The 17,473-nt window shown below is 58.2% G+C and carries 20 protein-coding genes and 2 pseudogenes; 5 read left to right on the top strand and 17 right to left on the bottom strand.

Features of this window, described 5'->3' with window-relative positions:
• Window positions 1–47: 47 nt before the first annotated feature.
• From ACR9ZQ_RS05425 to ACR9ZQ_RS05415, 3 genes are all read right to left on the bottom strand, one after another.
• Window positions 48–626 carry a TetR/AcrR family transcriptional regulator gene (locus tag ACR9ZQ_RS05425; protein WP_481427146.1) on the bottom strand — a complete coding sequence of 193 codons (579 nt, stop codon included), beginning with the start codon at window positions 624–626 and terminating at the stop codon, window positions 48–50.
• 503 nt (window positions 627–1,129) lie between these two features.
• A complete protein-coding gene (locus ACR9ZQ_RS05420) occupies window positions 1,130–2,209 on the bottom strand; it encodes a zinc-binding dehydrogenase (protein ID WP_481427145.1) in 1,080 nt (359 codons plus the stop codon).
• Between the two features lie 35 nt (window positions 2,210–2,244).
• A complete protein-coding gene (locus tag ACR9ZQ_RS05415; protein WP_481427144.1) occupies window positions 2,245–3,300 on the bottom strand; it encodes an aldo/keto reductase in 1,056 nt (351 codons plus the stop codon).
• Window positions 3,301–3,409: 109 nt separating this feature from the next.
• Here ACR9ZQ_RS05415 and ACR9ZQ_RS05410 point away from each other — a divergent pair, with 109 nt between their 5' ends.
• A complete protein-coding gene (locus ACR9ZQ_RS05410; protein ID WP_481427143.1) occupies window positions 3,410–4,372 on the top strand; it encodes an AraC family transcriptional regulator in 963 nt (320 codons plus the stop codon).
• A 99-nt stretch (window positions 4,373–4,471) separates the two neighbouring features.
• Here the strand turns inward: ACR9ZQ_RS05410 and ACR9ZQ_RS05405 are convergent, their stop codons facing one another.
• The 10 genes and pseudogenes from ACR9ZQ_RS05405 to ACR9ZQ_RS05360 all read right to left on the bottom strand — a co-directional run bounded on the left by ACR9ZQ_RS05405 (window position 4,472) and on the right by ACR9ZQ_RS05360 (window position 10,548).
• On the bottom strand, window positions 4,472–4,603 hold the full coding sequence (locus tag ACR9ZQ_RS05405) for a hypothetical protein (RefSeq protein WP_477922669.1): 132 nt from the start codon (window positions 4,601–4,603) through the stop codon (window positions 4,472–4,474).
• A 315-nt stretch (window positions 4,604–4,918) separates the two neighbouring features.
• Window positions 4,919–5,431: a 2'-5' RNA ligase family protein gene (locus tag ACR9ZQ_RS05400; protein WP_310390004.1), complete on the bottom strand. Its 513-nt coding sequence runs from the start codon at window positions 5,429–5,431 to the stop codon at window positions 4,919–4,921.
• Window positions 5,432–5,468: 37 nt separating this feature from the next.
• On the bottom strand, window positions 5,469–6,323 hold the full coding sequence (locus tag ACR9ZQ_RS05395) for an exonuclease domain-containing protein (RefSeq protein ID WP_481427142.1): 855 nt from the start codon (window positions 6,321–6,323) through the stop codon (window positions 5,469–5,471).
• A 120-nt stretch (window positions 6,324–6,443) separates the two neighbouring features.
• Window positions 6,444–6,701, bottom strand: coding sequence for a DUF982 domain-containing protein (locus ACR9ZQ_RS05390; protein ID WP_310390007.1), 258 nt, complete (start codon window positions 6,699–6,701; stop codon window positions 6,444–6,446).
• Between the two features lie 188 nt (window positions 6,702–6,889).
• A complete protein-coding gene (locus tag ACR9ZQ_RS05385; protein WP_113325639.1) occupies window positions 6,890–7,078 on the bottom strand; it encodes a hypothetical protein in 189 nt (62 codons plus the stop codon).
• Window positions 7,079–7,986: 908 nt separating this feature from the next.
• Window positions 7,987–8,250, bottom strand: coding sequence for a hypothetical protein (locus ACR9ZQ_RS05380; protein ID WP_162747866.1), 264 nt, complete (start codon window positions 8,248–8,250; stop codon window positions 7,987–7,989).
• 286 nt (window positions 8,251–8,536) lie between these two features.
• Window positions 8,537–8,656, bottom strand: a pseudogene (locus tag ACR9ZQ_RS05375) (DUF2934 domain-containing protein); the annotation flags it as partial.
• Window positions 8,599–8,784, bottom strand: coding sequence for a hypothetical protein (locus tag ACR9ZQ_RS05370; protein WP_481427296.1), 186 nt, complete (start codon window positions 8,782–8,784; stop codon window positions 8,599–8,601). The gene ACR9ZQ_RS05370 and the pseudogene ACR9ZQ_RS05375, both read right to left, overlap by 58 nt.
• Window positions 8,785–9,111: 327 nt before the next feature.
• Window positions 9,112–9,429, bottom strand: coding sequence for a hypothetical protein (locus ACR9ZQ_RS05365; protein WP_047637134.1), 318 nt, complete (start codon window positions 9,427–9,429; stop codon window positions 9,112–9,114).
• Between the two features lie 294 nt (window positions 9,430–9,723).
• Window positions 9,724–10,548, bottom strand: a complete 825-nt coding sequence (locus ACR9ZQ_RS05360; RefSeq protein WP_481427141.1) for an AraC family transcriptional regulator — start codon at window positions 10,546–10,548, stop codon at window positions 9,724–9,726.
• A gap of 73 nt (window positions 10,549–10,621) precedes the next feature.
• Between ACR9ZQ_RS05360 and ACR9ZQ_RS05355 the strand changes: the two genes are divergently transcribed.
• Window positions 10,622–11,557, top strand: a complete 936-nt coding sequence (locus ACR9ZQ_RS05355; protein WP_481427140.1) for an NmrA family NAD(P)-binding protein — start codon at window positions 10,622–10,624, stop codon at window positions 11,555–11,557.
• Window positions 11,558–11,796: 239 nt separating this feature from the next.
• On the opposite strand, the pseudogene ACR9ZQ_RS05350 reads toward ACR9ZQ_RS05355, so the two are convergent.
• The 4 genes and pseudogenes from ACR9ZQ_RS05350 to ACR9ZQ_RS05335 all read right to left on the bottom strand — a co-directional run.
• A pseudogene (locus tag ACR9ZQ_RS05350) lies at window positions 11,797–12,414 on the bottom strand (lactate dehydrogenase); the annotation flags it as partial.
• Window positions 12,415–12,459: 45 nt separating this feature from the next.
• Entirely contained in the window at window positions 12,460–13,083 is a 624-nt protein-coding gene (locus ACR9ZQ_RS05345; RefSeq protein ID WP_481427139.1) for a DUF1419 domain-containing protein, read from the bottom strand.
• Window positions 13,084–13,225: 142 nt separating this feature from the next.
• Entirely contained in the window at window positions 13,226–14,191 is a 966-nt protein-coding gene (locus ACR9ZQ_RS05340; RefSeq protein ID WP_481427138.1) for a DUF3991 and toprim domain-containing protein, read from the bottom strand.
• Between the two features lie 219 nt (window positions 14,192–14,410).
• The gene (locus tag ACR9ZQ_RS05335; RefSeq protein WP_025419229.1) at window positions 14,411–14,587 is read right to left on the bottom strand and encodes a hypothetical protein; all 177 of its coding nucleotides are present in this window, start codon (window positions 14,585–14,587) and stop codon (window positions 14,411–14,413) included.
• A gap of 400 nt (window positions 14,588–14,987) precedes the next feature.
• Here ACR9ZQ_RS05335 and ACR9ZQ_RS05330 point away from each other — a divergent pair, with 400 nt between their 5' ends.
• The 3 genes from ACR9ZQ_RS05330 to ACR9ZQ_RS05320 are packed head-to-tail and all read left to right on the top strand — an operon-like array spanning window position 14,988 to window position 16,994.
• A complete protein-coding gene (locus tag ACR9ZQ_RS05330; protein ID WP_481427137.1) occupies window positions 14,988–15,557 on the top strand; it encodes a hypothetical protein in 570 nt (189 codons plus the stop codon).
• Window positions 15,554–16,273 carry a nucleotidyl transferase AbiEii/AbiGii toxin family protein gene (locus tag ACR9ZQ_RS05325; protein WP_481427136.1) on the top strand — a complete coding sequence of 240 codons (720 nt, stop codon included), beginning with the start codon at window positions 15,554–15,556 and terminating at the stop codon, window positions 16,271–16,273. Before ACR9ZQ_RS05330 ends, ACR9ZQ_RS05325 begins: the two co-directional genes overlap by 4 nt.
• Entirely contained in the window at window positions 16,263–16,994 is a 732-nt protein-coding gene (locus ACR9ZQ_RS05320) for a hypothetical protein (RefSeq protein ID WP_481427135.1), read from the top strand. Before ACR9ZQ_RS05325 ends, ACR9ZQ_RS05320 begins: the two co-directional genes overlap by 11 nt.
• The last annotated feature ends 479 nt before the right edge of the window (window positions 16,995–17,473 follow it).

Genomic DNA, 17,473 nt, shown 5'->3' with positions numbered 1-17,473 from the left:
CATCCGATACCGTAATTGAACGATCATTCCAGAATAAGCCAAAAAAATTACCGCAGACTTCGAACAGCCATCGCTGCAATTGACTGAAGTTTCTGACGTCCAGCCCCTGCCCTGGCCGCCATTTTGATCGCAACAAGGTTAGCGGCCAGGAACGCTGCCGCGCTTTCTGGATCCAACTCAGCGTCAATCTCGCCTGCCGCCTGGGCCTCCATGATGCGTGCTGTAAGCGCCCGTGTCAGAACCCGGTTCGACGCGTCGGTGATTTCCGTGACCTCCGGCTTCTCGCGGCCGAATTCGCAAATCGCGCCCACGCCCAAGCACGCCGGTCGGATCGATGCGCAGGCTTCATCGATAAGAACAGAAAAGTGGGCTGCGATACCATCAAGAGCATTGGGTGCTGCCCGGAGCTCCTTGACCTGTTTCGCAACACTTCTGTCGACGTATCGGCGCAACGCCATGAGATAGAGCTGCCATTTGTCGCCAAATGTATCATAGAGGCTCTGCCGACCGACGCCCATCCCTGCTGTCAGCGCCGCTGCAGAGGTTCCCTCATATCCATGTTGAGAGAAAATCTCGATCGCTACATCGAGGGCAACGTCGGGATCAAAAACTTTTGGTCTTGCCATACCGGAACGTTATGAATTCTTGAACGATCAGTCAAATAAAATCTGACGCTTCAGTTCCGTTGAGCGCCAGAGAAGGACGGCTTGATCACGGCGCAGCTTTTGGCTCGAAATATTCGACGACAAGGCCATCGGGATTGCGGACAGTCATGTTCCGGCCGAAGGGGATGGTCACCGGATCATGCAAGATCACCGCCCCATTATCCTTCAGCCAAGGAATGAACGCATCGAGCGAGTCGACATAGAAAATCGCAGAGATATCGTTGACGGCTGCGAGATTCTCCTTGGCGCCGGCGAGGATCAGAACCTTGCCGATCTTGGCGCCCTTGATGCGCTTTTCGGTATTTTTCGAATTTCAGCTCGCAGGCGATTGCCTGGGCCGTCTCGTAGAATGCGATCGTGCTTTCAAACTGGTCCGTCTCCACGTAAAGACGGAATACCATGTCAGCGACCTTCATCGCGTTCTCCTTTCAGATTTGGGTAATTGATACTGTTCCCGGCCGAGATCAGCCAAGATCGTTTCGAACGACTACACATTCGAGGCTGTCGGCCGATCGGGCGATTTCCATTGCGTTAGGCAGGTCAATCATCGGATAGACATTCGCCTTGATCGGGCTCATGTCGAGACGGCCGATCCTCAGAAGGTTGAGGAGCTTCAGGTGTGCATCAGCCTCGTACATGAAGTGACCGATGATCTCCAGGTTGTTGCCCATCATCTGCATGTAGTCAACTGGTACCGGCACCGTCATGCTGCCCATGAGGATAAGCCGACCGTTTCGCCGGAGGCTCCCCAACGCCGAGAGCGTCGTGCTGGGATCGCTTGCCTGGCCAACCATATCAAAAGCGAGTTCTGCGCCGCCGCCGGAAGCGGCCCGGAGAGCTTCGCCATCAGCTTTGATATCACCGCTCATCGCCACCGTTGTTACCCGTCCACCGGTTGCCTTCGCGATTGCGTCGAGCTTCGATTTGTTGCGTCCAGCGCCGATGACCTTACCCGCGCCCATGGCAAGCGCAACAAGTGCGGCGGCGGTACCGTAAGCGCCGGTGATGCCGTTGATGATGACAGTCTCACCTGCAGCCAAGCGGCCGCGAATGAGCCCGCCGTAGGGGACCACGCAACGGCTGAAGATCGAGAATTCTTCTGCTGGAATGTGATCAAGGCCGTCTACAGGCGTCACGGCCGAGACAGGCCACAGCGCATATTCTGCTAGGGTGCCGTCAGGCCAGTCAGCCATCTGGGCTTCGCCAGCGCCGCCGAAGTTGGTCACACCGATCAGGATCTGCGTTTTGTCAGCCACATTCTCGCTGGTAACGAGGTGTGATGACAGAACGACGCGCTGGCCGGGCTTCAGGTGCCATACGTCGCGGCCGACGGCCTCGATAGTGCCGAATCCATTTCCGCCGGGCGTGAACGCGCCGTGTGGTGGCCGATATGTGGGTAGTTTCCCCTCGACATACTCCTTCAGATACGACATCAGCGAGGACGTCTCGATCTTGACCAGGACGCTGCCCGGTCGCACTTCCGGCATGGGGACTTCGCGAAGTTGAAACGGGGTCCCGAACCCGTCGATCTGCCAGGCTTTCATGATCATCTCCTTGATGTGTTCGTATTGTTGAGAAATCAGACAGGCTCGTCGCCCGGTCCCCAGCTCGGGCCGGCAAACGGATGGCCTTGCGGGACGCGCGAATTTGCACGGTAGGTCTGTATCCATCCCGGATAGGACGGCGTCAGTCGGCTGGCCGCGTCGAGCCGTTGCAGATCGTCGGCGTCGAGAGAGACGCCAGTCGCTCCGAGATTGTCTTCGAGCTGGTCAAGGCGCTTGACGCCGACGATGACGCTTGTCACGGCTTTACGGGACAAGAGCCAAGCCAGCGCGATCTGCGCCGGCGTCGCGGCATGCTTGGGACCAAGGTCGCGAAGAACATCGACGATTTCAAACGCCCGCTTGGTGTCTACAGGTGGGAACTGAAGCTTGGCGCGGCGCAAGTCCTTGTCCTCAGTGCCGCTTCGGTCGAATTTACCCGAGAGCAACCCGCCTGCAAGCGGGCTCCAGCATAGCAATCCAAGCCCCTGATCAGTCACCGCAGGAACGAGTTCACGCTCGATGTCGCGTCCAGCCAGAGAATAGTAGGACTGCACGGAGACGAAACGGGCAGATCGATTGAGATCTGAGATGCCCAAGCCCTTCATGACCTGCCAAGCCATGTAATTCGAGCAACCGATGTAGCGAACCTTTCCCTGCCGGACGGCATCGTCAAGAGCGCCAAGTGTCTCTTCCAAAGGTGTGAAGCGGTCAAAGTTGTGGAGCTGGTAGAGGTCGATGTAATCGGTCTTCAGCCGGCGCAGGCTTGCTTCGAGCCCGGCCATGATATGGATCCGGGACTGGCCGACATCGTTCGGTCCGGGTCCGACGCGGCTGCTGACCTTGGTGGCCAGAACCAGATTTGCGCGACGACCGGACAGCGCGTCTCCAAGCACGGTTTCCGAACCGCCGCCCGTGTAGACATCCGCCGTGTCAATGAAATTGATGCCGGCATCGATCACCCTGCCGACAATCCGGTCGGCCTCCTCCAACGAGAGATTGCCGATGGGATTGGCCGTCCCGCCGAACGTCATTGTTCCAAGGCAAAGCCGGGAAACGAACGTGCCAGTCGTGCCGAGTTGACTGTATTGCATCTGTCTCTCCTGCGGTTGAAGTGACAGATAACACCATCAAGAAACTTGCGCGATGGACGCTACGTCTTCTACAGTCCGCAATGAGTATCCAATCGTCCAAAGGTGTAAAATGGATCCCCTGTCCGATATTTTGACGATGTTCACGGTCCAGCGCGTTGCCACGATCCGGTTCGAGTCCTCCGGCCCCTACGCTCTCAGGTTCGCGGGATACGACCACATCAAGTTCGGGGCTGTGCTCTCCGGCAGTCTCCGACTCTGGGTCAAGGGGAACCCGATACCGATCGAGCTTGGTCCTGGGGACTGCTATCTGCTGACGGACGGCCTGCCCTACAGGACCTCGAACTCGGAGAACGCCCAGGAAATCGACGGGAACATTTATTTTGCTGGCGCGCGAGGCGAGGATGGAACGATCCGGTTGGGCGACGGTCCGATCGACAAGGTGGTGATTGGCGGACGGTTCGTTTTCGACGAAGAAGGGGCCGTCTGGCTGAGGAGCGCCCTACCTCCGATCATTCATATCAAAGCCTCATCGCCGGGGGCCGGCCCGCTACGGAGAACGCTGGAGCTTCTTGGCCTTGAAGCGGGTGGAGGCGCACCCGGCGAGAATGTGATCGTTGATCGACTTGCCGATATCCTTCTGGTTCAGGCTCTGCGGGCCTATCTCGCCGAAAATGGCCCGGGCCAGGCAAGCTGGCTCGCTGGTCTCGCTGATCCAAAGCTCTCGCGCGCCATGCGAAGCTTCCACAACAATGTGGCCGCGGATTGGTCGGTCGCATCAATGGCATCGGCTGCCGGCATGTCACGGTCGTCATTTGCACAGAAGTTCAAGTCCGTCGTGGGTGTCGCACCTCTCGACTATGTGACGCGGTGGCGGATGCAGCGCGTGCGCCGAGCCTTGATCGAGACGGATCTCGCTTTCGCGACGATCGCAGAAGACAATGGATACCGATCGCGGACGTCCTGCAGCCAGACGTTCAAGCGCATGTTCGGACATCCTCCGCAAGATCTGAGGGCCTATACCGATCCGCATTTCGGCGAGCGATATGAAGACGGATCCATTCAGGCGGCTTGATCAGCCGAAGCGAACCTGCATTTTTCCCGCTCGAGCCTGGAGATGGTTTTTAATGGCACTGAAGGCCGTCGGCACGTTGTGCTGTAACCATCGCTAGAATCACTGTCCGGGATTTCGCCATAGGACTGTAGCCTTTGCACTCGAAGAGGTGATTGATGCATTGCCATTGATCGCTACGACATCCACCTCAGCCTGCTTCTTGTTCGCATCATCCTTGAGGATGCGGTTCATCTTGATGTCCCAGGAAATAGTTTTACGGACTATGTCGGGTGCGAGGTATTCGACAACGTCCCGCGAAGTTGCGTGGACGCCCCTTCGATCTTACCAAGCCTGCTGAAAAGTTCGTCGAACATCGCCGGGCCGATGGCAGATGTTGCAGCTTGGCTCAGAACGCTGGTCGGTTCCTTAAGCCCTCCTCCCACGGCAGGCTTTGTTCGCTCTGCCTTTGGTCCTTGACCGGAGGCGGAGCAAATCCAGACTTGTACCCAGTCCGAGTTTCCTTCGATTGGATCCGAGCCATAAAACGGTTCTGAAGGTATCAGTGAACTAATCAGCGAATGGCATTGTGGCTTCGCTTGCCCAAGGACCGTCGAGATATCTCCATAGATCGAGACCCACAATCGTGATGTCGTAGGGATGGAAATTGCCGGCGAGTTCGCGATGAAGCTTGTTCGCTTCGGCGACGGAGACCTTGTTCTGGATCGTGATGTGCGGCCGCCACGTCTGCATGTCCTGTGACCCCAACCAGTGGACGAAATCGCTGCGTAGGGCATCGCGGATCGAGTTCAGCTCAGTGCTTTCAATTGTGAATGCCACGCCGGCTCCGAGATGACGGACGCCGCTAGCGCGGGCCGAAATCGTGCGCGTCTCCTTCGCAACAAATTGAAGGCTTGCGACGATCCTTCCAACATATTCGCCCGGCAGCCGGTGAAACATCGTCAGATGAGCCCGCAGGAAATTCCGGTCTTGGGGAAAATGTTTCTGACGTAGCAGATCGAAAGGGATGAGATCATGCTCCGCAATTTGGGCTGTCACGATCATCGGATGGCGTGTCTTCAAGTTGGCGGTCCGGGCTCATCATGTAATGTCAAATCAGTCACAAAAGCGTCTGCTGGGCGGGAACCGACACCGTGGGTGCTTTCTCTCCTCGCCGCAGAAGCTCCGTCTCGGCGCTGAAGCGAATGTCGCCGTCGCGATCCCTTGTGAAGGCGGTGAGTGTCTCCATAGATAGGCGATCCCAGCTTTTGCCGCGATCAGGACCCGCCGGAACCCGCGGTAACAAGCCCGGCTCAGAACTCCAAAACAGGAGCTCATCCAATGAAGCGGCATTTAGCTCGTCACGCAGATGATGGGCCGTGACATAGGCGTCGGGCATGGCCCGATGGGCGGGCAGGCCGATCTCATGGATCAGGCCTTCGGGCCTGCGCTGATAACGCAGCATCTGGTTGGAAAACCTTGGAAGCTCCGGCCAGATACGCAAAGCACATTTCCACGTGCAGATCCAGGGCGTAACGCCGGCCAGTCTTGGCGTGCAATGACGCTGCTCGAAGGCAGCACGGTGCGCGGCTAGCGCGGCGATCGGGTGCGGTGGCCGCAAGATGCTGGGCGCGATATCCTTCCAGAACGGTGCGCTCGCGACTTCGTAATCCTGAATATGATGGATCGCCATGGTGTCGGCCGAAATCGGCCGGCCTGGATTCACGAGCGCCGAGCCACGCTCCTCCGAAACTTCCCACCGCCCATCTTTGTCCTGAACGACGTCCTGCCATCCGATCTCGCAGACATCGCTCGGCCCGTTGCCGGCAGTTTCAAGGTCGATAACGCGAATACAGGATAGGAACATTTCGGCTTTCAATGCTTGATTTGCTCCAGTTTCTTCTGCTCGGAAACGGAGGCCGAGTTGCGATTGTTCCTCGTTTTTGGATTCTTTGTCATTGATCAGCGACGACAATGTTACGCCAAGGAGCCGGACCGGCCGCTTGAACGGATAGGCACCGGCCAGGAGAGCAGGGGCATCCAACAAATCTGAATGTATGGGCAGCGGCGTCCCGTTCGCAAGCGGTGACGTCGATCAATGCACCGCCGCGATGGCAGCAATTCCCGCCTCTTCTGCGGCACGTAACAACGCGCGCCGTAGTTCAAAGGCGTCCATCTTTCCGAGGATAACTTCCCAGCAAGTTCGGACCGCTACGCAGTACTCGTCACCGTCGTCACCAGGCCAATCTTTGATCAGTACGGCGGCCGCCTCATGCGCGGTACTGATCAGCCTCTTCTTGTTTTCGAACACGAGAACAATCGGCTCGAACTCTTTCCAAGGATTAAGCTTCACAGCACCAGACCGTAAGGGGACAATCAAGGCGGGTAATATGCAACCTCAATCAAATTTGACAATAGGCTCGGTATATCCTTTGAATCGCTGAGCCCCGCCGGTGACACTTCTCTCATGCTGTACCTCCCGCCAGCACATGCGCCTCTCGTTCCAGCCGAACTTATAAGCAGGAACTGCCGGCGGGGCGCTTAAGCACGGCCCTCAAGGGATTGTTTCATCAAAAGCGTGTAGTCAGGCAGTGACAATTTCTTCCGCTGTTGCGCAATTGCGGCATCGGCGACCGGCGGGTAGTCGAGATGACCCCCTTCGGCATATTGCGTCTTAGGCACTTCGGGCCGTTCTTGCGTTTGGCGGCTCGGCAGCTGATGTTCAACCATCGTAGCACCTCGTTATTGGCTCGCAGCTCAACTTCGGGCGACCAAATTCGTTCCTTGTCCGATCGCCCGTTTACAGCTGCTAACGTGTCCTCTTCTCGGCTGGTAGGCCCTAACGGCACAGCTCGTGATCTCAATCAACGCACGCCCTGGAACAAGCGCGCCTCAAACGTGTTTTGACCGATAACAACTGGAGCAACCCACAGCGCGGAAGCGGTGACAAGTTCGCAAGTTGATCTGGTCGTTTCAGTTCTGACCTGCTCCACGCCCCGAGCGAATTCCACTATCGGTTGGTCCCGGTGCAGGGTTCGCCGCTCCTCAGACACCTCGCCCTTTCTCGTAATTTGTGTTTTGCCGACCTCTCAACACCGTCGCTGCCAGTTTGCGGATATTTTTCGAGTCGTCGCCGCGACCGACTCTGTCCATACAGATCCGGGATCCGATACCCGATCGATATTGGGCGAGACTGAGGCTTGCCCTAATCATGCTCGCTCGCATATCGGTGACACCAGTACTTCCGGTCTGGTGGTTCGTACAGGAGCCGCAGGTCAGTTGACCAACTGAGACCCACATATTTCCTCTTCCGAACGATAAAAATTCCTCCGACTGGGGGAGACCGCGCCGGAGGAACAAGGCGACGTAGCGATCGGGGGGCGATCTCGCCTTGTGGGAGGTCAAGGCCGGCGAGTCGGTCAACGAACCTCAAAACGTCTCCTTTGGTTCCAGCTCCACTTGAAAAAGAAATTCTGGGAAGCCAAAGCGGTCGGCTCTTGCGACGTCGCTGACGCGCTCCGTCAAAGCAGGAATGCTAAACGTCGAGCAGAGTGGATAACGGCGTCAACTCGCGCAGCGGTCGGAGCGTGTCGAGTAGCCGAAGAAAGCGGGTTTCGATGGTTGGGTAGAAGCTGAACTCAAAACGTTACGTCCTCTGCCGAGGCGTCGGCGATTGGGGACAGAGTCTTCTCACTTCTCCTCAATGCGGCGCCGTCACCGACACGGATCGCTGACTTTCGATCGGTCATCATGCCAGCACCGGTTTTCTCAACAAAATGGCGCTTCAAACGGGTTGTCCGCGCTGCCGGGTCGGCCGGATCATGCAACACCCCCGATCCGGCGGGATCGAGGGCGTCGTGCAGGAGACGCGACATCTCTCGTGACACATCGAGAGGAGACATGGCCGCCGCGCCTTTTAAGCAAACTTCGGTCTGATCTAAATGTTCCTGCGGCCTGCAAGAAGGTGGCGCGCCCTCTGCGGGCATTCGCCAAGGGCTCCATAGCCGCGTTTTATTTCCAGGATTTCGGTCTCCTCATCGCTTCGCCCGGTTGCCAGATCGGCGCCTGACTGCAAGGCAGCGCGAAGCAGCGGAACACGGGAGGGCTGTGCCGCCGGCTCAGGTCGAATTGATCAGTTCTCTGGTGGAGAAACAGCTACGCACCAATCAACTGAGGTCGGTATTTTGTTCAAGGCTGTTCCCGCACGCCGGGCGTCGCCTCCCGTTGATCGGCATCCTCAAGATCGCTTTTTACGATGAAGCTATCGGCGTGCTCGCGCGCGGATTCTCGAAGCGCATCGAGCTTGGGACATCATTCCCCTCCAGTTCATCCTGCTCGTACAGGATTTCGTGCTCGGCCTGCGGCGACGACGTCGACTGGCGCATCCGGTCGGGATTTTCCTTGAGCGCGCGCGGGTCAACCTTCATGATCCGCATGGCCTGTTCCTTTCGGGAGGATCATGGACCGGCGCCTTGCTAGCCCTTCCTGTCTTCATTTTTTCTCGAAGACACTTCCTGGACCGCAGAGCGGCCGGACTGCGGCAACTGCGGCCGAGCATCCCTGCTGGGAAGTTCAAGCGGGGCTGCCAGCCCTGCGAAGAACAAGCGGCCGGGATGACGCAGGCGGCGGTTGAGCGACAGCGTCGGCAGGAGGACCGATCTGCGACGGGTTCATCCCTCCCTCTTTTCAGTTCTCACTTATCAATTTGAAGCTGGGCGCGAAGATAATTGGATCCGGCAGCAGCCGTACGTCGCGAGGATCACCTAAGCTCGCCGCCCAAGAAGGGCCAGCGCGTCAGCCATCATACGCTTCAAGATGACTTTCCTGCTTTCCGGTGCGGCAGAAGCAGCTTTAGGGATAGCAACGGTAGAAGGCGATGGATTGATGGTTTCGGAAGGTGAGACCGGAAGCGGCTGTTCGACCAGTGCGGCGACAACGACGTGCGTGACCGTTGTCTCATCCGATTTAACCGCGACAGTGACCTGTCCTCCGGAACGGAGGCGGTCGACGCCCGTTTGAGCGGCCTCCTGCTCGTCTTGAGCTTCGACCAGCGATGTCTGCGTCACCAGAAAAAACGGCATATGTTCCCACGCAATGTTTGAGTGCAGATCTCATCCGCCAAGCGGGTGCGGTCAAGATGCAGCACCGGATTTGCGGTCGCCTCCGAAATAAAAAGGCGCTCGACCCGTGAGGGGAGCGCCTTCTTCTGTATCCCGGGACTATGTCAAACGCCGCGGCGATTGCAGCGAGCAGGACATCGTCTCATCGGGAAGTGATGCTCAGATATTGTTGACGAAGAGCAATTTCAAGTCGTGATCTAGGGTCAGAGCCGATCGATTGAGCCAGAGCCGCCGAGACTTCGGATGGGCAACGTGTCACGCGCGCTCGGCGCTCAAGAGCCGATCGGCAAAGTAGCGCGATGGCGTGGTCCCAAGCGCCTTCTTGAACATGACGATGAAAGCCGTGGTGGAGTCGTACCCTAAGTCGCCTGCTACATGTTGGACTGTCGCACCGCCGGCAAGTTGCCGCAGGGCGATGACCAGATGTAGCTGACGCCGCCAACGGCCAAAGCTCAATCCCGTCTCTTGGACCATAAGCCGCTTCAACGTTCGCTCACTGATGGCGACATGCTCGGCCCATTCGCCGAGCGTGCGCCGGTCGCTCGGGTTTGCCAAAAGCGCCGCAGCGATCAAGGCAATCTTTGGATGGTCGGATACAGGTAGCTCCAGCCTCTCCCGCGGCATCAGGGCGAGCTCGTCGAGCATGACCCGCATGAGGCGATCGACATGAGCGTCGCGCGCGTCCCTCTCCGATAAGTCCGCTATCCGGTGAATCATTTCCCGAAGCATTGGCGATACCGAAAGCGTGCAGCACTCATCCGGAAGCTCCGCCGCGCCAGGCTCGACAAACAAGTATGTCAGTCGAGCATTGGATGTGACCTGATTGCTGTGCGGAACGCCGCCGGGTACCCAAAGCCCACAGTCGGGTGGAACGACCCAGACCCCGCTTTCCGCTGTGCATGTCACCGCGCCATGGAGCGCCAGGATCAGTTGACCCTGCGGGTGCTGATGCTGATGCCCCTCGGCTTCATAATCGGCGAAGTCCACTCTGAACGCCATCGCCTGCCCATGCGAGAGGCTCAGATCTATGGCAGTGCTGCAGGTTGGCTTCATCAACGGTTGGCCTGATTTCGAGATCATATGGCATTATCTCCACTTTTGCCCACCAAGCAATCCTGTAAGAATCGGCCCAGCAAACTGTAGGAGATGAGCCATGCGCATTGCTGTGGTTGGGGCGACCGGCAGGATCGGTGCCCGACTTACCGAGAACCTCTTGGCCAAAGGCCATTCAGTCAAAGCTCTTTCGAGAGGGGGGCTCGCCCTCGAAGCACTTGTCGCGAAAGGCGCAGAGCCGTTCGTGGGGAGCTTCGATACGGGCGATGGCGAGCTTGGCAGGTTCTTCGAAGACGCTGACGCTGCCTTCCTGATGGTCAAAACCCTTTGGGCGGCGGAGGACTTCCATGGGCACTACCCTGCGGTCGCGCTTCGGTTTTTTGACGCGCTTCGCGATTCTCCTGTGAAATTGGTCGTGAGCCTGACCGCAATGGGGTCCGAGCTCAGCGGAAACACTGGCCATTTCCAGGGCTTCCATATCCTGGACCAGATCCTCAACCGGTTACGCGACATCAACTTGGTGCATCTGCAGGGTGGCTGGTTCATGGAGGACCTGGGGAGGTGGGCGGATGCAATCGCGCACCACGATAGGATCGGCTTTACGCTTGCCCCCGATGTCAAAGCGCCTTGGGTTTCCATTCAGGACCTCGCGGATTTTGCGGCGAAGGAGTTCGACACGCCGACTGAGCAGCACCGGTCCGTAAAGCAACTGGGCATCGACTACACGATGACCGAGATCGCCGCGCTGATCGGCCGGGCACTCGGTAGAGGGGTGGATTATGGCTTCATCAATCCGAATGATCGCGAGGTCGAAACGGTATTCCGGGAAAAATTCGGAACGCTCGATCGGTGGGTCTATGACAAGAACACCGCGGCGGCTCTTAACGATGGGCGAGTCAAGTTCCGCGATGATCGTCCGGCGCTACCCACGACAATGGAAGAATTCGTCAACGACACCCTGAAGCCGCTTATCGAGAAGGCGCGGACGGATGGCGTCAAACCAGAGACCTTCCTGACGTGGAGCTCGCAACGATAATGGCCGAGTTAGCTGCCCAAGTGCGGTCGCGGCATAAGTCGCTCGGGATCGTCCGATGAGGCGAACGATGAATAAAAAAATGGGCCTGCGGAAAGCGCGGCCCATGAAGTGTGGAGATCTAAAACCTCCAGAGGGGAACAGCTGCTGCGACGGAACTGGGAGGTGACCGCCATGTGCATCAGCTGAAAGCGTTATGCCTGATTTTTGACCACCAGGAAAACATTTATTGTGCAACACAGCTATGCAGCTGCCGCGACGGTCTCGTTGTCCAGATCTGCCGACAGCTGAGCCTCGATTGCCCGCAGCTTCAGGCGCTTTTCCTCCAGGTCGCCTGCGAACGCGAAAGCGCCTCCGTCTCGCGAGCGGTAGGAAACCAATCGCCGCTCGGCATCTTCCAGCCGCCGGCGATACTGGTGCTGTTCCTCGTCAAAGCCGCTGAGTGCATGCTCCGGACGTGAGATGGCGCCGAGCGGGGTGACCGTGATCGCCAGATCGATCTTGGAGTCTGCGCCAGTGCGTTGGAGCAACGTTTCGTAACGATAGCCATCGCCCTTACTCTTGCCGAACCGCTCACCCTCGTAAACGAAATCGAAGCCGCCGATCGTTGCCAGATGAACCTCGCCTTGGCTCTGAAGCTGCAGAAGCATGAGGATTTCCTTCATTAGCGCCCGGCCGGCCTCCTTGCGCTCGGCATATTCCTGGCCGAGCACCATCATGGTGAAGGCATGGCCGGCGGTCGGCCGTAGCCGCGCGATGTCCTGGCCGATCTCGCCGATGCGCCGCGTGGCGGCTTCGATCTCCCGCTCGGCGTCGCGGATCTGACGACGGACGGCATATTGATCGTCTTCATGCGCGGCGAAGGGAGGCTGATTGACGTTGGGGATCCCGCTGCAGCGGGGACGTTACGACCACTCGAACGCTGCGGCTGCCGCATCGGGAAGATGCCGCAGTTGGACGGGCAGTTTGCTGGCGATCTCATCGTCGGTCAGGTCGTCGAGCAGTTTTGACCTGGCAGACCCAGCCCCGCTGTAGAGAGCGATGACGCGCTGCCCCGGCAGATATTGCGGGGCGGCGGTTTCATCGGAGTAACCGCGATAGGTGTCCGCAGTGGCGCTCCAGATATGCTCGAGACGTTCGTCCCGCGTCATCGATCGCATAGGTCGCGTTTCCCTCTCGATGATTGCCAGCCGCATCTGTTCTACCGACCCACCGTCGGAGAGATCGCAATATCCATGGAAGTGACGGATGACCCCGTCGATCCGTAGCGCGAAGAAAACCGATGTGACGGATCCTGTCAGGAATTCGCGCATTGCGAACATCGAGCCCCGGATCCACAATGGCGGCAGGATCTCGAACATATCGTCATGCTCACGCTCGGTGATTTCGAACCATTCGCCGGCATAAAGCGCGTTCGTGTCACCGTCGAACCGATGAGGACGTTGTGCGTGACGATCGAACAACCTGAACATCTGATGGCGGTCGGCGAGGCCCTGGTAGACTTTACGGATTGCGGAAGGGGTGTTCATTGACGGCTCCTTTGGCCCTGTCCGAACCGAAGCGCGGCGCTGCCTGTCGGCTCACCATTCCCCTTCAGTCCTTCACGACCCCTCCCCTCACGCCGCCTCTCCGTCCGGGCGGGTCAAGGGCCGCTATCAAGCGGGCGAAGCTTTACCCTTGACGCGACCAGCGCGCATGCGGCAGGCCTCCTCGTCCCGCCCTCATCGTCCTTTCCTTCTTTTCTTCTTCCCGCGCTTTCAGCGCGTCATTCCAGTCCTCGGCCGGCGGCGTCAGTCGCAACCAGTCGCAACCAACCTCATCGGCAATGTCACGAAGGCGGCCGGCAAAGCTCTCACCCTGGCTATTGGCGTCGGTGGCCGCGACCAGAACAACACCGGCGCGCGCGGCCAGCTTGCGGACCGCGACGTCTGTCGCCGGCGACCAACCACCGCCGGTGCTGAGATAGAGGCTGCCCTCGCGAAGTCCCTCGAATGCCGCAAGGCTCATGGCGTCGATCGCCGCTTCAGTGACGCAAAGGCCAGTGGCATCGGAAGAACCAAGGCGAAACAGAATCTTCGAACCGCCTGTCGAAAACCCCCGCCAATCGGGACCGCGCTCTTCCCAGCCGGTGACAGCACCATCGTCATTGACATGCGCTGCCCACATGCTGCCATAAGGGCCTTCCCGAAGGACGTCACTGCGCATGGCATCCCGGATGATTGTTGCCGGAAGGCAGCGCTCGGTTCGCAGATAGCGCCAGGTCATCGACCCCTGCCACGGACTCCATCGTTTTGCCCAGCGTTCCGGGACGGAAATGCTGTGAGCGAGGCTTCTGGCCGGCCGAGACCAAACAGAATCCGTGGCGCTGACGCCGACGAGGTTGGCCACGCGGTCGAGCGCTTCGACAAAGGTGGCGCCATCCAGATGCTCCGCAAGAGCGAAGACATCGCCCTTCGCGTCGGACAGCGGATCGAACCATCCTCGCCCCCCATGGATGACGATGACGATTTCCGCACCGCGCCGGTATTTCACTGCCTTGCGGGTGCTTTCCTTGACATCGATGGCAAAGCCAACTTGTTCCAGCACCGCGGCGCACGGGACACGGTCCCGAAGGTCTTCCAGTTTCTGTTTTTCCATTATTTTTTTCGGCGCTCTCACGTCCGCCCTTCTCTCCAGATTAATCCTTCCCGCAATTCGCGGGACCGTTTCCGGCGTCCGCGAAGAGCAAAGGGGCAAGGGCGCGCCCTGGCAATCTGCTGATCTGCAGATCAACGGTACCGTCGGTGCCAAGGCGCGGCGAAGCTTCCCTCACCGCCTGCCGCTCGCAAGCGGCACCTTGAAGAGGAAAATGCCGGCTCAATGAGCCGGCCAGGGATGGAATTCATGCACGATCTCCAGATCGTCTTCGTCATCGAGTTCGTCGCTCGGCAGAACGCCGAACTCGTCGCCGGACCTGAACAGCGTGACTGGAACCATCAGGGTGCGGGAAAGCTGGAAGGCGTGGTTCTGCGCAAGCGAAAGATCGGTGTTCATCTGAGGCTCCATCTTTGGAGCGGGCCATTCCCGCTCGATGGCTCCCGTCAGTGTCCGGAACCGGTCGCGATCACCGCGAAGGCAAAGCCGAAGCGGCCGCAGCTTGCCTAGCGGACCCCGTCAGCGGGTTGATCGACGGAGATCCGGGGCTGGACCAGGAAGCCATCCATCAAGAGCGGGATTGGGGCGCCTCAACAGATCCGCCTCCGACCAACAAAGATCGTGCTTATGCGGATCTTATCGCTGTCTTCGGTACCTGATGCTTTCTTCTTTTCGCTACGGTCATCAGGTCAGAGCGGATGCTCACAAAAATTGGAGACGGCGCAGGCTTTGACAACAGGGATTTGTCGTGCTTCCCTGTCCTTGGTCCTAGGACAGAGGACGCAAGCTGGAAAAATTTATGAAAAGCCAGGACATCGTCATACTGCTCAAGCTCATCAGCCTCCAGGAGCAGGAACAGGAGCAAGGGGTCGAACGCATGCGCCTAGAGGCGCAGGGCGATGACCCATACTCCGTTCGGAACTTGGAGGCATCTCTCGGTATAAGCAAGACCGAGGTCAACGAATTGATCAAGAGGAGCCTAGCCTCTGGCATTGCAAGCAAAGATCGCGAGCTTGGCAGACCCAGGCCCAGCCGGCGGAACCTGTTCAATTTCATCGTCCACGGCCTAAAATTCGCGTTTCCGGTAAAGCCCGGGTCAATGCAGCGAGGCATTCCAACCGCCTTTGCGGCACCTATGCTCGAGGGCCTTTTGGTCAGTGCCGGCAACTATATTTACGTCTGGCCGCACCCAAGCGCGCGCGAAATGGGTCAGTCCGTCGAACCGCTGTTCAAGAGTGTACCGGAAGCAGTCCAAAAGGACGTGCGCCTCTACGAATATCTGGCACTCTGCGACGCAATCCGCCTTGGAAACCAACGAGAAGTGGGTTTGGCAAGCGATCGGCTCTCGAAAAGGATGCTCGATAAATGACGACTGTCCATGGCCAGCTGCTCGAAATGTTGAAAGTCGTAGCAACGGCTCTGGAGCAGGATTTGCGCGATCGTCTTGTGTTCGTCGGGGGCTGTACGACCGCACTTTTCATCACGGACCCGGTGACCCTCGAAGATGTCAGGGCCACCGACGATATCGACCTTATTGTCGATCTTGCGGGGCTTGCCGAATGGGGCCAACTACTGGAGCAGCTGCGAGAAAGGGGGTTCAAAGAGTTCCCGGATGACGACGTCATCTGCCGAATGCGGCTCGGCCCGCTCAAAGTCGATTTCATGCCGGATGATGAAACAATTCTTGGCTTTAGCAATCGCTGGTACGCAAAAGGTATCGAGACGGCTGAGATTCACCAACTCACTGAAAGTCTCACCATCCGGCTCCTCACGCCCGCCCTTTTTATAGCGACAAAGCTGGAAGCATTCGCCGGCAGAGGCGGTGATGATCTTTATTCAAGTCGAGATGCCGAGGACATACTTCTCGTCGTTGATGGGAGAGAGGAACTTGGTCAGGAACTGGTCAATGCTGATCTCGACGTCAAGACATACATCGCTGAACAATTCCAGGCGCTCCTCAGGCATCGCGACTTTGACGATTTCCTTGAGGGAAATTTGCGCGGGCAGACCGGTCGGGTAGCTATCGTGCGCGAGCGCTATGTTACAATAAGCCACTGCGCAGATGGCGGCACCCATGCGCATTGAAGCTAGCTGGTATAGCCGCAAGGGCACAATGACTGCTGACAACCGCGACCACGCGGGGATTGGCACAAATACCAATGGTGTGATGGCGATCATTGTCGATGGCTCCACCGCAGGCGAAAACAGTGGAGAATATGCCGAAGCGATTGTGCGCGAAGTGATCGACTGGTTCAACGGTCTACAAGGAAGGCTTGATGTCGATGACTTTACGAAACAACTGCGCGGAATCCATCTTGGTTTGCGCGCGCGTTACCCTCGGGCCTCGGCCAGTTTTGCTATTATGCATACCGGCCCGGGAGTACGAATGACAGTTATCCATACCGGCGACTGTCTCCTAGGCCAAATTGATCGAGGTGACAAAATTCACTGGCGGACTCAGCCTCACACGCTTGCCAATGCGTTTGGTTACGTCGCAGTTGACGAACTGTCGAAGACACCGGCCAGACATCTCCTCACCAGGAGCTTTCGTTCACGTGAGTATATGACACCTGAAATCCTGGAAACGGACAGCTCGCCTGGCGTCTATTTACTCTCGACGGATGGCTTCTGGGCCGAACTGTCAGCACATGAGCAGCTTGCCGTAATCGATGGCCGCGACGCCGACGTGAATGGAGAGCACGACGACTGCAGCGTTCTAAAGCTCACAATCATGGACAATGCCGACCCGCAGCTTATCGTTCACGTGGGCGGGGCTTCGCCCAACTTTTACATCGCGCAGATATAGCTGCCGCGAGATTTTCATCGTTTTGCAGCCTCCAATGCCAAAGGGCCAGGACCCTTGTCGAACCGCGGCCCGGACGATACCGGCCAGGGAATTGCGATCCACGACGCCAAGCGCCTGGATACCCAAAGCCTTTGCGGTCTCGAAAGGTTCTTGTGCCGAACTCGCGCCGCGCAGGAAGGAAAAATGCGTGGTTACCTGCAGCCACGAGCCGTTTCGAGAACCGTCTCACGCCGGGTTGAATCGACACTCGCGCTGTCGCACCGATTCATATTGCCTTCCGCACACAAGACGAACGTCGGCATCCGAGAAGCGTCAATTTCGCGGTTCAATGGCTGGCCTACACGCTCCCCTGTCAACGCTTCACGCCCAGCCTCACGGCTGACCGCGCATGACTCGGGGTCAATGTGGATCGCTACTTCTTCATTGTAATGGACTTTCACCATCTACTCCTTACCGGTTTCTACCGGCGCACCTTGTTC

It is taken from the genome of Rhizobium sp. KNZ14-9A, from assembly GCF_056755015.1.
This window is presented reverse-complemented; position numbering and strand designations above follow the sequence as displayed.

Excerpts from the sequence above, each read along its gene's own strand:
- ACR9ZQ_RS05405 (WP_477922669.1), bottom strand. The coding sequence starts at position 4,603 with ATGAACCGCATCCTCAAGGATGATGCGAACAAGAAGCAGGCTGAGGTG.
- ACR9ZQ_RS05385 (WP_113325639.1), bottom strand. The coding sequence starts at position 7,078 with ATGGTTGAACATCAGCTGCCGAGCCGCCAAACGCAAGAACGGCCCGAA.
- ACR9ZQ_RS05345 (WP_481427139.1), bottom strand. The coding sequence starts at position 13,083 with ATGAACACCCCTTCCGCAATCCGTAAAGTCTACCAGGGCCTCGCCGAC.
- ACR9ZQ_RS05330 (WP_481427137.1), top strand. The coding sequence starts at position 14,988 with ATGAAAAGCCAGGACATCGTCATACTGCTCAAGCTCATCAGCCTCCAG.
- ACR9ZQ_RS05420 (WP_481427145.1), bottom strand. The coding sequence starts at position 2,209 with ATGAAAGCCTGGCAGATCGACGGGTTCGGGACCCCGTTTCAACTTCGC.
- ACR9ZQ_RS05415 (WP_481427144.1), bottom strand. The coding sequence starts at position 3,300 with ATGCAATACAGTCAACTCGGCACGACTGGCACGTTCGTTTCCCGGCTT.
- ACR9ZQ_RS05380 (WP_162747866.1), bottom strand. The coding sequence starts at position 8,250 with ATGTCTCCTCTCGATGTGTCACGAGAGATGTCGCGTCTCCTGCACGAC.
- ACR9ZQ_RS05360 (WP_481427141.1), bottom strand. The coding sequence starts at position 10,548 with ATGATCTCGAAATCAGGCCAACCGTTGATGAAGCCAACCTGCAGCACT.
- ACR9ZQ_RS05335 (WP_025419229.1), bottom strand. The coding sequence starts at position 14,587 with ATGAACACCGATCTTTCGCTTGCGCAGAACCACGCCTTCCAGCTTTCC.
- ACR9ZQ_RS05355 (WP_481427140.1), top strand. The coding sequence starts at position 10,622 with ATGCGCATTGCTGTGGTTGGGGCGACCGGCAGGATCGGTGCCCGACTT.
- ACR9ZQ_RS05340 (WP_481427138.1), bottom strand. The coding sequence starts at position 14,191 with ATGGAAAAACAGAAACTGGAAGACCTTCGGGACCGTGTCCCGTGCGCC.
- ACR9ZQ_RS05410 (WP_481427143.1), top strand. The coding sequence starts at position 3,410 with ATGGATCCCCTGTCCGATATTTTGACGATGTTCACGGTCCAGCGCGTT.
- ACR9ZQ_RS05370 (WP_481427296.1), bottom strand. The coding sequence starts at position 8,784 with ATGCGGATCATGAAGGTTGACCCGCGCGCGCTCAAGGAAAATCCCGAC.
- ACR9ZQ_RS05325 (WP_481427136.1), top strand. The coding sequence starts at position 15,554 with ATGACGACTGTCCATGGCCAGCTGCTCGAAATGTTGAAAGTCGTAGCA.
- ACR9ZQ_RS05320 (WP_481427135.1), top strand. The coding sequence starts at position 16,263 with ATGCGCATTGAAGCTAGCTGGTATAGCCGCAAGGGCACAATGACTGCT.
- ACR9ZQ_RS05365 (WP_047637134.1), bottom strand. The coding sequence starts at position 9,429 with ATGCCGTTTTTTCTGGTGACGCAGACATCGCTGGTCGAAGCTCAAGAC.
- ACR9ZQ_RS05425 (WP_481427146.1), bottom strand. The coding sequence starts at position 626 with ATGGCAAGACCAAAAGTTTTTGATCCCGACGTTGCCCTCGATGTAGCG.